Here is a 12,260-nt window from a genome sequence, read left to right on the forward strand (position 1 = left end):
GGCTCACACCGCCGTTTCGTCGAGCGGCAGCTTGGCCGACCATTCGACGAACGACGGGTCCGGGTCGTCACTGCGCACTCCGCGCAGCCGGTCGACGATCCGCTGGCTCCGCCAGGCGATCAGGCTGAGGTTCTTGTCCGCGAGCCCGCGCTGGCGCAGGGCCGCGTTCTGGACGAAGATCCCGCGGTCCGGCGGGCCGTCCCAGCGGGCGGCGAAGTCGCGGTCGATCCGGAACTCGTCGCCCTCCCACTCGATCCGGTCGGAGAGCGGTGCCATGAACTCCGGTGTACGGGTGCGGAATCCGGTGGCCCACACCACGACGTCCGCGTCGACCTGGCCGAGCACCCCCGGGTGGTTGCTGTTGGTGAGGCTCAGGGCCCATTCGCCGTTCCCGCCGGCCCCCGGCGTGACGCCGATGACGGAGCGGTTCGGATAGAGGGCGACCAGGTCCTTGTTCCCGTGCAGGAACCGCTCGGCGTATATGCGCTGGTATATCTCGCGCAGCGTCGCCTCGGATATGCCGTCGCTGGACAGCACGTGCTGCTGGTTGAACGTCGCGCGGGTCTCCGCGTCCAGACCGTAGAAGTAGTCCGAATACCCGGGCATGTAGTAGTCGTTGGTGAACGGCGAGTCGTCGATGGGGGAGAAGTTGCGCCGCCGCGACACCCAGGACACCCGGCGCGGCCGCTGGTCCTGCGGCCGGGAGATCAGGTCGAGGAACGCCTCGGCGCCCGACTGGCCGCCGCCGACCACACAGACCCGGAGGCCGGCGAGGTCACGGCCGCGCTCCACGAAGTCGCTGACGTGGAAGTGGCCGGAGCCGAGCTTGTCCCGGCCCTCGGCGGGCACCCAGGGCTCGTTGCCGATGCCCAGGCAGATGTTGTTCGCGGTGACGGTACGGCGGTTGGTGCGGAGCACGAACTCACCGTCGAACTCGACGGATTCGACCGTCTCGCCGAAGACCACGTTCTCGTTCTTCAGGCACGCCCACTCGAGGTAGTCGCGGTACTCCTGCCGCGGCACGTCACTGAACTGGGCGTTGATGAAGTGGTAGATGCGTCCCCTGTCCTTCAGGTAGGACAGGAAGGAGAAGGGGCTGGTCGGGTCGGAGAGGCTCACCAGATCCTTGAGTATCGACACCTGTAACGTGGCGCCGGGTATCTGCTGGCCGTCGTGCCACCCGAAGCTCTCCCGCTTCTCCATGAACACGTTGGGGAGGTCGGTGTGCCGGTGCAACAAGGATGCGAGACTCAGATTCGCCGGACCCACGCCGATGCCGACGCAGTCGTAGTGCGCTTGCCTACTCATAGCTCTCCTCATACGTACATCGGATGCCGTAGTCGTTCAGGAACGAGATCCAGCGAGCTGCCTCCTCTCCGCTGCCGGCGGCCCGGTGCAGGCCCGCGGGTACGGCCCCGTCCAGGACGCGCGTGACGCCGTACGCCAGCGGGACCGAGACGCAGCGGGCCATCGCCGACTCGTCCGCCCCGCCCCGCAGGTCGAGGAAGTAGGACCCCTGCCACGGCCGGCCCGCCGCGTCGTGCGCGGTCAGCTCGACGGACAGCACCACCCGGTCCCGGTCCTCGGGCCCGGTCGGATACCGCGCGGCCAGCCGGTCGGCCAGCGCGCCGACGCTCTCCGCCGAGCCTGTGCGCAGCTCCTCGAAGACCGGTTCCCAGGCCTTCTGCCAGCCGTCCAGGCGCAGGGTGCCGCGCACGAACTGCCGCACCTGCCAGCCGGCCGGGAAGCCGTACTGGTCCAGGAAGGGGAGCGAGTCGCGGTTCGGGTAGACCTCGAAGGTCTCGCCGCCCGCCCGGTGCGCGACCACCGCCTCCCAGGGGCGCTCCACCACGCGTTCCTCGCCGTCCGCCACGTGCCGGGCGGGCGAGAGCAGCGCCGTGAGGACCCCGCGCGGGGCCCAGCTGAAGCGGTAGCGGAAGTCGTTGGGCTCGGCCGGGAGTCCTCCGCAGTACGAGGTGAAGCGGACGTCCCGCGCGTCCTCGCCGACGGCCGAGCGGGCCCGGCTCACGAGCTGGTGCGCGAGCAGGTGGTCGATGCCCGGGTCCAGCCCCGCCTCGGTGAGGATCACCCGGCCGTCCGCCTCGGCGGCGGGGCCCGCGGCGGCCATCTCCTCGGAGGTGTAGCTGGAGCAGGCGAAGTGCGCCCCGCTCTCCTCGCATATGCGCAGCAGTCGCGCGTGCTCGGTCGCGGGGAGCATCGAGACGACGACGTCGCCCCGGTTCAGCGTGGCCGCCAGCGCGTCCGGATCGAGGGCCGCCGTGGTGGCGCGACCGGTCAGCCCGAGCCGCTCGAGCAGTTGCCGCGCCTTCTCCCGGGTGCGGCCGTGCACCACGACGCGGTCGGCCCGGTCGCACAGCAGGGCCAGTCCGCCGCCGTTGGACAGCCCTGTTCCGATCCAGTGGACGGTGCCGCCGGCCGGCACGGTCTCAGTCATGGCTGGTCTCCTTTCGATGGGCCTCGGCCGCGGTCCTGAAGAGGTCGAGGCAGCGTTCCCAGGCGGTGGATCCGGTGTCGAGCAGCTCCAGTTGCGGAGTCAGCGCGGCCGAGAACGACGTGCTCGCCTCGCCGGGCAGCAGCGAGGGAAGGTTGTCGATGGCGATCACGTCGACGGGGTGGTCCCCGTCCCTGAGCCGCCGCGCGGGGGCGTCCCAGCCGGTGATCGCGTCGTAGACCGGCAGGACGTTGCAGTCCGAGGTGACATCGCAGGTGACGTCGGCGAGGACCCGGATCCGCCGGGCGGGGTCGTCGAGGTCGGCGGGCGTGAGGAACACCGTCCCCGGCTTGTCGACCTGCACGGCGTTGACCACCAGATCGGCGGCGAGCAACGCCTCGCGGTCCAGGTTCCCGGTCTCCGCCAGGTCCCAGCGCTGCGGCCGCACCCCCGCGGTCTCCAGGGCGTCGCAGGCACCGCGGCCGCAGCGTCCCAGGGCGCCGAGGACGATCGCGCGCGGCGGCGCCCCCCGGCCCGCCGCCCTGAGTGCGGCGTCCAGCTCCGGACGGGTCCACGGCCGCAGCGGGGGCACGAGCGCGCCCCGATGGTGCAGCAGCGCCAGGGCCGCGCCGACGTAGCCCGCCCAGTAGCCGAACGCCGCGAGCCTCCTGCCGCCGTCGTCCACCAGGTACTCCATGTCGAGCAGCGCGCCGCCGCCCGCACCGAAGCGGCGCAGCAGCCGGCCCGCGCCCTCCTGGCCCTTGTAGGCGTGCCCGAAGAAGATGTGCCGGTGCACCAGCTCCTCCGGTGCCGGGGGCAGCTCCTTGAGGCCGACGACATAGGCCTCGGCGGGCGCGTCGCGCCAGCTGCCGGCCGGGGCGGTGGAGCAGCCCGCTGCCGTGTAGCCGTCGAGTCCGAAGGCGCGTTGCGGCGACTCCTCCACGGTGACGCGGAACCCCTGCTCCACCAGCCGTCGCGCGTCCGGCGGAACGATCGGGGCGCGGCGCTCGGTGGCGCGGGTCTCGTGCCGCAGCCAGAGGTGGGCGGCGCTCACAGGACGGGGATGCGGCCGTTGGCGGACGGGCGGTAGGTGATGTTCTCCGGGAGCGTCGCGGGATCGAAGCCGCTGTCGAGCAGGGTGCCCACCACGGCGGTCGCCACGGTGGTGGCCAGCGCCTGGCCGGGACAGCCGTGGGCGGCGGCGCCGAAGGTGAAGACCGCGGGCTCCGGGCGGCCGGCCAGGAAGACGTCCGGGTCCGGATTGGCGGCCGGATCGCGGTTGGCTGCGGCCAGGACCAGCAGGATCGCGTCGCCCGCCTCGATCTTGGCCCCTTCGAACACGAAGGAGGAGGCGGCGAACCGGCGGGTGTTCTGGACCGGTGCGTCGAAGCGGGCCACTTCGGCGACCACCTCGCGCAGCCGCTCGCGCGGGACCTGCCGGGCGGCCTCGGTCCGGGCCAGGGCGACCAGGGTGTTGCCGATCAGCCCGGCCGTCGCGTCGTACGTCTGGGAGAGGAAACCGATGCCGTTGGCGAGGAGCGGCGCGGTGTCGCTCCAGCCGTCGCCCGCGGCGATCCGCACCAGGTCGCCGAGCAGCCCCTCGGCGTCGCCGTCGGCGCGCGGCCCCATCAGCTCCCGCAGCCTGCCCGCCGCCCCGGCGGCCTCCCGCTGCTGCTCGGGGGTGGCCGAGGCGGGGATGCACCGGACGAACACGCCGATCAGCCGGGCCGCCTCCTCGCTCGCACCCTCGTCGAGCCCGCACAGCCGGGCCACCACCCGGGCCGGGACGGCGAGCATCAGTTCCTCGAACCGGGGCTCCGCCGCGCCCTCCAGGCACGAGCGGGTGACCTGCTCGGCGGCCCGGGCGGCCGCGTCCGGGTCGGTGTCGGTCAGGGCCCGGACCACGACGGACTTCAGCCGCTGCTGCACGTCGCCGTCGGTCATCCGTACCAGCTGTCCGAACACCTCGCCGGCGGGCGTTCCCTCGATGCCGTGCGGCACCGGCTCGGCGGCCGGGCGGACCCGGCAGTCCGGGTGCCGCAGCAGGCCGGTGATCTGCGCGGCACCGCTCGCCACCCACATCCGCAGGGTGTCGTCGTAGTGGAACGGCCGCTCGGCCACCAGGCCGGCGTAGTACGGGTAGGGATCCGGGTGGGTCACGGCGGAGACGGGGGAAAGCACGTTCGGTGTTCCTCTCACAGGGCGTCGGCTGAGGCGGGGGCGCGGGGCGGTACGGGCTTGCGGTCGAGCGAACCCGCGATGATCATCTGCTGGACCTCGGAGGCCCCCTCGTAGATACGCAACGACCGGATCTGGCGGTAGAGACGTTCGGGAACGCTGTCCGCGACGAGCCCCGCCGCTCCGAAGATCTGCACGGTGGCGTCGACGATCCGCTGGGCCGACTCGGTCGCGGCCAGCTTGGCGATGCTGGAGTGGCGCGGATAGCCGCGGCGGCCGTGGTCGATCTCCCAGGCCGCGCGGGCCACGAGCAGGGCCGCGCCGTTCAGCGCCACCTCGCTGTCGGCGAGCGCCGCCTTCACGGACGGCAGGTCGAACAGGCTGCCCCGGTAGATCTTCCGCTCCCTGGCGTGCCCGACGGCGGCGTCCGCGGCGCGCCGGGCGAAGCCGACGGCGGCGGCGCCCACGGTCATGCGGAATCGTTCCAGCACGTCCGAGGCGATGACGAAGCCGTGCCCGGGGCGGCCCAGCACGCTCGTGTCCGGCACGAAGGCCCGGTCCAGGACGAGATGGCCGAGCGAGCGCGGGGCGACCATCCGCACGGACCGGTCGCAGCTCAGCCCCCCGGTCTCCGCCGGGACCAGGAAGGCGGTCAGCCCCAGCGCGCCGGGGCCCTCACCGGTCCGGGCGATCACGCAGTGCACGCCCGCGATGCCGCTGTTGGCGATCCACGCCTTCTCGCCGTCGAGCACATAGCCGCCCGGGACCCGCTCGGCGCGCAGCCCGACAGCGGCCAGGTCCGAGCCGGACGCCTCCTCGGTGACGGCGAAGGACCCGGCGAGTTCGCCACGCGCCATCGGCGGCAGGTAGCGCCGCTTCTGCTCCTCGGTCCCGTACCGGATGATCGGCGTCGCCGCGAGGGCCTGGATGGAGAACGTGAAGTCGGCGAGGTCGTCGGCGTACGCCAGCACCTCCCGCGCCAGGCACAGCGATCTGAAGTCGCCGTTCAGCCCGGGAGCGGTCCCCGTCCCGTCGCCGGAAGCGGCCGCCTCGCCGGACGACGGGGCGTCGGGGTCCAGGAAGGCGAGCCAGCCGTCGGCCCCCAGCGCGCGCAGGATGCGCAGCCCGGAGACGTCCGGGGCGCGGTCCGTGGGTACCTCCCACAGTTCAGCCCGGTCCTGGCACCAGCCCGCGAGCCGGCGCGCGGCGAAGCGGTGGTGGTCCTCGTACAAGGGCAGAGCCAGCAGGTTCTCGTCGAGGCCGGCAAGCTGAGTTCTCATCGGCAGGCCCCTCAGATCATCAGATCGGCGTCGGCGGAGGCGTCCGGACCCGAGGCCGGGGACGCCTGGATCTCCTTGACCAGGTGGTGTTCGACGAAGTACGCGAACGAGGCGTAGCCCCGCCAGACGCGGCGCCACTCCGTCTGCACCGCCTCCTCGCCCACGGTGCGCCGGACGTCGTCGAGGTAGGAGATGATGATCTCGGCCGACTGCCGGGCATGGCCCGCCGAGAAGTTGTCGATCGACAGGTGCGTCTTCTCGTAGGCGGTGTCGAAGCCGTGCCGGCGCAGCTTCTCCATCTCGTGCAGGCGCACCTCGCCGAGGCCGAACATCTCGATCGCGAGGTTGTAGCCGAGGAGTTCGTTGTAGTAGCTGTCGGGGAAGAGCGACAGACAGATCTGGTGGATGGAGAAGCCGTAGAGGCTGTCCGGGATCTCGCCCTGGTCCAGGAACGCCTCGTCCCTGATGTGCGGCAGCCGTAACTCCATGCTGTCCAGCACCTTCTTGAACAGCACGACGTGGTTCTTCGCCAGCTCACCGCGGCCCATCTCGTCCGCGTAGATGCCGAAGAGCAGGGCGTCGCTCCGCCGGTCGAAGCGGCCCAGGTTTCCGATCCGGCACGCCCAGGTCCCGTCGATCAGATTGGCCAGGGCGAAGGTCATCTGATGGAAGATCACCTCGTCGCGGCCCGGTATCTCCGTGAGCGGCCGGTAGGGCTCGACCAGCTTCTCCCAGTAGACGCGGTCCACCCGGTCGAGGAGCGCCTGCGGGGTGTACGTGAAGGATGACGCGTCGGTGTACCGGCCGCCCGCCCCGTGTTCCAGCAGCAGTTCGCCGTCGAGCAGGCCCTGTTCGGCGCGGGCCGCGGCGGCCCTGCGGATGCTGGGGAAGGACTCGGCGTGCACCAGCCGGTGGAAGAGGGTCCGGTCGTCGTACGTCTCCCGCGGCTCGGCGAACACCACACCGTCCCCGGCGGCCGTCCCGGTCAGGTCCGCCCGCCGCGCCGCCGCCCGGGCGTCCGCGCCCGGCGTGCCGGGGGCCGGGGCGGGCGTGGGAACGCCCTCCTGGACCTCCCGCACCCAGGCGTCCAGCACCGCCGACTCCCCGGCGTCGAATATCCCGAACATCGGGCCGCCGAACTTCAGCGCGCGCGTGAAGCGCGATCCGCCCGAACGCAGTTCCCGCAGGTGGTACGAGGAGCGGAACTCGGCCATGAACGCGTCGAAGTCCAGACCGGGATCACCGAGCACATCGGCGAGCAGCCGGTCGCCGAGTTTCACCCGACGGTGCTGGCTCCCGGCGAACGGGGCGTGGCGCCTGAGGATCCTGGCCGCCTTCGCCTCCAGCGACAACGCGGCTTCCTCATCGGCCACTTCGGCCAGGAGCGCGCTCTGTTCCTTCTCCATGGCGACCACGAGCCGTACCGCGCCGAGCAGCCGCCGGCGCTCCGCCGCACCGTCGGGCGACTGCTCGGTCAGCGCCAGATAGGCGTCGAGCGGGGCCCGTACCGCGGCCTCGTCCAGTACCGGCTCGGTGGCGAACAACAGGTCGTCGAGGCCCAGGGCGTGGAAGGCGTAGTGGACCCCGACCGTCTCGGGAAGGAAGCGCCCCGGCAGCCGGGACAGGGCGACGAAGAAGGCACCGTGCAACGCGGTGAGCGGATGGACGACGGCCCGGGCGTTGAAGTCCTCGGCCAGGATGCCCGGCAGCCGCACCCCCTCGTCCTCCAGCGCGCGCCGCCGCAGGTGCTCCACCGCGCGCTGCTCGTTGCCCTCGCCCTTGTACCGGAAGTGGTGCTGGAACAGCTGGTTGACGATGACCGAGGGCTGCGTCAGCGGCTGGGAGACGATGTCCAGCCAGCAACCGGCCAGCATGGCGACGGGCGCCCTCCGGCGCAGTACGGCGCCGCGGACTCCGGCGTCCCCGCCGCCCGTCCGCGCCACCGCTGCGACGAGGTCGGCGCGGGCCTCGCGGGTCACGTCGACGACCGCGCCGGCGACGTCCTCGACGGTCATGGGCGCAGAACCGTCCGCAGGCTCCGGAACACTCCGTAAGAAGGCCATCACGACCCTCAGCGCGACGAGCACGGACGTCTCCGACTCCTGGTCGCGGAGGAGGTGGCGGAAGAGCTCCCCGGGGTCCCCGGCGAGAATTCCGGCCGCGGATTCCTCCGTTCCCGGACTGCATTCGAACCGGTCGAGGGGGAGCGAGGTGAGTCGGTCGGTGAGGAGATCGTCGGAAGGTGAGCAGCTCGATTGCGCGACAGTCGACATGGTCAGCCCCTGAGGTCAGTCATCGGACGTGCCGTACGGAAGGGTCGGCGTGCGCAGAGATCAGTGGCCGGATTCGGCCGGCGTCCTCTGCAGCAGAACTCCCACGCGTGATCCCGGAACACTGGCGGCCAGCAGGTAGTGACGGCCGTGCCGCACCCGGCCCTCGCGATTCCGGTCGACCAGGTTGATGAGCGGGTCGGCGGCGAAGCAGTGCCCGACGCGTTCGATGTTGTCCAGGGAGAGCTGCGCCGGTTTGAATCCGGCCTGCAGTTCCTTCATCGTGACCACCGGCTTGAAGACATTGGTGTGCAGAACTCCGTCGATGTCCGACGGCTTCATTCCGCGCGGGGTCAGCAGGGTGTCGTTGACGCGGCGCGACAGCTCGGAACTGATTTCCTCCGACCAGTCCATACGGCTCGTGTCGTGCGCCGTCGCGGTGTCGACCAGCGTGTACTCACCGGCCCCGTCCGTCACCAGGCAGCCGGCCGCGCCGTCGCTGAACAGGGCGAATCCCGTCATGCGGCGCGCCTCGTCGGTCACCCGGTCCACCGTGAGGACGAGGACGCGCCGGTGGCTGCCCCCCGCGACCAGGGAACGGGCCACCACGAGGCCGGCCAGCAGGTTGGTGCAGCGGTTGAGCGTCACTCCCACCACGTCGTGGTTCTTCGTCCCGAGGCCCGCCAGGACGGCCTGGACGAACCCGCCGTGGGTCTCCGCGTCACCGGGGAAGCCGGTGCAGCACAGGACCAGGGCGTCCACGTCGGCCGGATCGGTGCCGGAGCCGGCCAGGACGGCCCGTCCGCACCGGGCCGCCAGTTCCTCCAGGGGCAGCTCGGTGCGGTGCACCTTTCCCCAGCCCCACAGTTCGGCCCTGGGCGGCATCCCCAGCCGTTCGGCCTGTTCCAGGAGGCCGGGTAAGTCGGAGTGGTCCGTCTCGTTCTCGCCGAGTTCGTACGCGGGCGAGCTCAGCTGTATGTGCCCCTGGTTCACGGACACGCTCCGTCGACGCGCCCGGCTGCGCGGGTCATCCACTGGTTGACTTCGCCGTAGGGCGGGGCATCCGCGGTGAACCCGAAGGTCCCGTGGTCGAGCACCTCGCGGGCCGCCTGCACGAGACCGCCGAGCGCGGCCCGGAACATGGTGGAACCCAGGCTGATCCGGCGCGCCCCGCACGCGGCGAGCTCCGCCACCCCGAGGGCCGGCTTCTGGCTCCCCGCCAGTACGTTGACGGGCTTCCCCACGGCGCCGCAGACGGCCCGCACGGCCTCGGCGGACGGCAGTCCGGGCGCGTACAGCACATCGGCGCCCGCCTCCTCGTAGGCCTGGAGGCGGCGGATCGTGTCCTCCAGGTCGGGGCGCCCGTAGAGGAAGTTCTCCGCGCGGGCGGTGACGGTGAACGGGAACGGCAGGGCCCGCGCGGCCTCCACCGCGGCCGCCACCCGCTCCACCGCTTCCCCGAGCGGCCGTACCGGGTCGCCGGGGAGCCCGGTCGCGTCCTCGATCGATCCGCCCACCAGGCCGGCCGCTCCCGCGGCGGCGAAGGTCTCCGCGACCCCGGCCGGCGTCGCGGCGAAGCCGCTCTCCAGGTCGGCGGAGACCGGCAGTTCGGTGGCCTCCACGATCTCCCGGGCGTTGGCGATCACCGTGTCGCGGTCCAGTTGGTTGGCACCGTCGGGGTGCCCGAGGGCCACGGCGAGGCCGGCACTGGTGGTCGCCAGTGCGGGAAATCCGAGCCCGGACAGAATATGAGCAGTTCCCGCATTCCATGGATTGGGAATGACGAATGCGTCAGGCCCGTTGTGAAGGTCCCGGAATGCGGCACCCCTGAATTGCAGCTCCCGTACAGACGGTTGCACCGTCACACTCCCCGTTGGTGGTTCAGATCAATTCGGTGTGGTGCCCCGCCGATGCCACGGGCCGGTCGCCGTCGTGCACGAGCGGAAGAAGCACATCGGTGAGGGCCGAGGGCTCGTCCATGAAGTAGAAGTGCCCGCCGGGCGCCCAGTGGTACTGGGGCTCACCCTCGCACTCACGCCGCCAGGGCTCCAGCCCCGGGGCCTTCACATGGGGATCGTCCAGGCCGTTGACCAGGGATATCCCGACGCCGAGCGGCTCGGCCGGCTCGTAGCGGTAGGCGGCGGAGAGCTGGAAGTCCTCCTGCAGCCCGGGGAGCAGCAGCCGGCGCAGATCGTCGTCCTGGATCGCCTCCGGGGGCATCCCGCCGAAGTACGTCATGGCCTCGGCGAATTCGCGGCCTTCGAGCCGGGCGGTCTGGACGGTACGGGCGGACGGCACCCGGCTCGGCGCGTTGGAACCGGACACGATCAGCCGGGCGAGGGTGTCCACGTGGCGCAGCCGGCGGGCCGTCTCGAAGGCGGCCAGTGCGCCGAGGCTGTGTCCGAGCAGGTAGAAGGGCTGGTCATCGGCGTGCTCGGCGATGGCCGCGGCAGCACCCTCGGCGAATTCGGCGACGCTCGCGGGTCGCGGTACGTCGGCCCGGTGGTCGCGTCCGGGCATGCACACGGGTACGACCCGGGCATGGGCCCCGAGGCCCGGCTGCAGGGCGAGAAACGCTCGCGGGTTGCCCCCGGCGTGATGAAAGCAGTAAATGCGTGGAACTGGTGAAGCCAAGTCCGTTCCCCGGGAAAGAAACCATGACGGTGCAGACATCGCCATCCATTTCGCTCAGTCCGTGAACTATCCCCCGCTCGCACATAGTTCAGAACTGAATGGATGCCATGGCATCTTCAGGCCCCCGCGAGCTGCCGACCAGAGGTCAACGACGTGTAGCTGTGCTTTATGGCGTCACGCTTTACGGCTACGGACACTACAGCCGGGCCCAGGGGTGGTCAAACAGTTTGCAGGGAAAGGAAGTTGAATTTCTGGTTGCCTGATCACACAGGAATGTCCATTAGATGTCTCACGATGTGGACGATCAAAGAAAGGGGCCGGTCACTGCCGTGCGCGCCGCGCGCGAAGAGGGTCACACGTTCGTTTCCGGCGCACCCATTCGATAGACGACACGCCATGCGCGACATGCGGTGCGAACGCCCGCGACCGGCCCCGGCGGTGTTCCGGCCCGAGTGCGCACCCCCTCCCCAACCTCAGGCATATGTCAGTGGAATACGACCAGTTCAGGGGCGTACCCACTCAGATGTGCGCCCCTGCGCACGCCCGTGCACCCTCGTACGCGAGAATGGAGCGGTGACCTCAGCTACCGAACAGCCCGTTCCTGCCGCTCCCCGGCTGATCGCCACCGATCTGGACGGCACCCTCCTGCGCGACGACAAGACCGTCTCGGACCGCACGGTCGCGGCGCTCGCCGCTGCCGAGGAGGCCGGCATCGAGGTCTTCTTCGTCACCGGCCGCCCCGCCCGCTGGATGGACGTCGTCAGCGAGCACGTGCACGGGCACGGCCTGGCGATCTGCGCCAACGGAGCCGCCGTCGCCGACCTGCACGCCGGCGGCAGGCTGCTGAAGGTGCGGGCCCTGGAGCGCCCGACGGCCCTCGACATCGTCCACACGCTGCGCGCGGCCGCCCCCGGCACGTCGTTCGCCGTCGAGCTGGCCACCGGTATCCACTACGAACCGGCCTATCCGCCCTTCCACCTGGACCCCGGCGCCACGGTTGCCGTCGCCGAGAAACTGCTCCACGAGGAGACGCCGGGCACCGGCGCCCCCGTGCTGAAGCTCCTGGCCCACCACCGCGAACTGGCCCCGGACGCCTTCCTCGACCTGGCACGCACGGTGGCCGGCGACCGGGCGTCGTTCACCCGGTCCAGCCCCACCGCCCTTCTGGAGGTCAGCGGGCCCGGCGTCTCCAAGGCCAGCACGCTGGAGCTCTGCTGCGCCGAGCGCGGCATCTCCTCCGCGGAGGTCGTCGCCTTCGGTGACATGCCGAACGACGTGGAGATGCTGAGCTGGGCGGGCACGTCGTACGCGATGGGCAACGCACACCCGGCCGCCCTGGCGGCGGCCACCGGCCGTACGGTCACCAACAACGAGGACGGCGTCGCGGTCGTGATCGAGCGGATCATCGCCGAACGCACCCGGACGCGCGTGGAGCACTGAGGGATT

The 12,260-nt window shown here is 71.4% G+C and carries 10 protein-coding genes; 1 reads left to right on the forward strand and 9 read right to left on the reverse strand.

Annotated features, from left to right (window positions below; translation table 11 throughout):
• Nucleotides 1–3: 3 nt before the first annotated feature.
• From ACFYPA_RS20655 to ACFYPA_RS20695, 9 genes are read right to left on the reverse strand one after another with little or no spacing between them, the layout of a single operon-like run.
• Complete coding sequence (locus ACFYPA_RS20655; protein ID WP_389133382.1) at nt 4–1,308, reverse strand: lysine N(6)-hydroxylase/L-ornithine N(5)-oxygenase family protein; 1,305 nt, start codon at nt 1,306–1,308, stop codon at nt 4–6.
• Nucleotides 1,301–2,455: a saccharopine dehydrogenase C-terminal domain-containing protein gene (locus ACFYPA_RS20660; protein WP_359082636.1), complete on the reverse strand. Its 1,155-nt coding sequence runs from the start codon at nt 2,453–2,455 to the stop codon at nt 1,301–1,303. Before ACFYPA_RS20660 ends, ACFYPA_RS20655 begins: the two co-directional genes overlap by 8 nt.
• A complete protein-coding gene (locus ACFYPA_RS20665) occupies nt 2,448–3,506 on the reverse strand; it encodes a saccharopine dehydrogenase (RefSeq protein ID WP_359312968.1) in 1,059 nt (352 codons plus the stop codon). Before ACFYPA_RS20665 ends, ACFYPA_RS20660 begins: the two co-directional genes overlap by 8 nt.
• Entirely contained in the window at nt 3,503–4,633 is a 1,131-nt protein-coding gene (locus ACFYPA_RS20670) for a cytochrome P450 (RefSeq protein ID WP_359348594.1), read from the reverse strand. The genes ACFYPA_RS20665 and ACFYPA_RS20670 overlap by 4 nt, the downstream gene beginning before the upstream one ends.
• A 14-nt stretch (nt 4,634–4,647) precedes the next feature.
• Nucleotides 4,648–5,910, reverse strand: coding sequence for an acyl-CoA dehydrogenase family protein (locus ACFYPA_RS20675; protein ID WP_389133387.1), 1,263 nt, complete (start codon nt 5,908–5,910; stop codon nt 4,648–4,650).
• 11 nt (nt 5,911–5,921) lie between these two features.
• Nucleotides 5,922–8,183, reverse strand: a complete 2,262-nt coding sequence (locus tag ACFYPA_RS20680) for an iron-containing redox enzyme family protein (protein WP_389133390.1) — start codon at nt 8,181–8,183, stop codon at nt 5,922–5,924.
• 60 nt (nt 8,184–8,243) lie between these two features.
• Nucleotides 8,244–9,173, reverse strand: coding sequence for a 3-oxoacyl-[acyl-carrier-protein] synthase III C-terminal domain-containing protein (locus tag ACFYPA_RS20685; RefSeq protein WP_359082631.1), 930 nt, complete (start codon nt 9,171–9,173; stop codon nt 8,244–8,246).
• The gene (locus ACFYPA_RS20690; RefSeq protein WP_359348606.1) at nt 9,170–10,045 is read right to left on the reverse strand and encodes an isocitrate lyase/phosphoenolpyruvate mutase family protein; all 876 of its coding nucleotides are present in this window, start codon (nt 10,043–10,045) and stop codon (nt 9,170–9,172) included. The genes ACFYPA_RS20685 and ACFYPA_RS20690 overlap by 4 nt, the downstream gene beginning before the upstream one ends.
• A gap of 16 nt (nt 10,046–10,061) precedes the next feature.
• A complete protein-coding gene (locus ACFYPA_RS20695) occupies nt 10,062–10,859 on the reverse strand; it encodes a thioesterase II family protein (protein WP_389133393.1) in 798 nt (265 codons plus the stop codon).
• A 528-nt stretch (nt 10,860–11,387) separates the two neighbouring features.
• Between ACFYPA_RS20695 and ACFYPA_RS20700 the strand changes: the two genes are divergently transcribed.
• Nucleotides 11,388–12,254, forward strand: coding sequence for a Cof-type HAD-IIB family hydrolase (locus ACFYPA_RS20700; protein WP_359082628.1), 867 nt, complete (start codon nt 11,388–11,390; stop codon nt 12,252–12,254).
• The last annotated feature ends 6 nt before the right edge of the window (nt 12,255–12,260 follow it).

The organism is Streptomyces sp. NPDC005775, assembly GCF_042871565.1.
GTDB lineage: Bacteria > Actinomycetota > Actinomycetes > Streptomycetales > Streptomycetaceae > Streptomyces.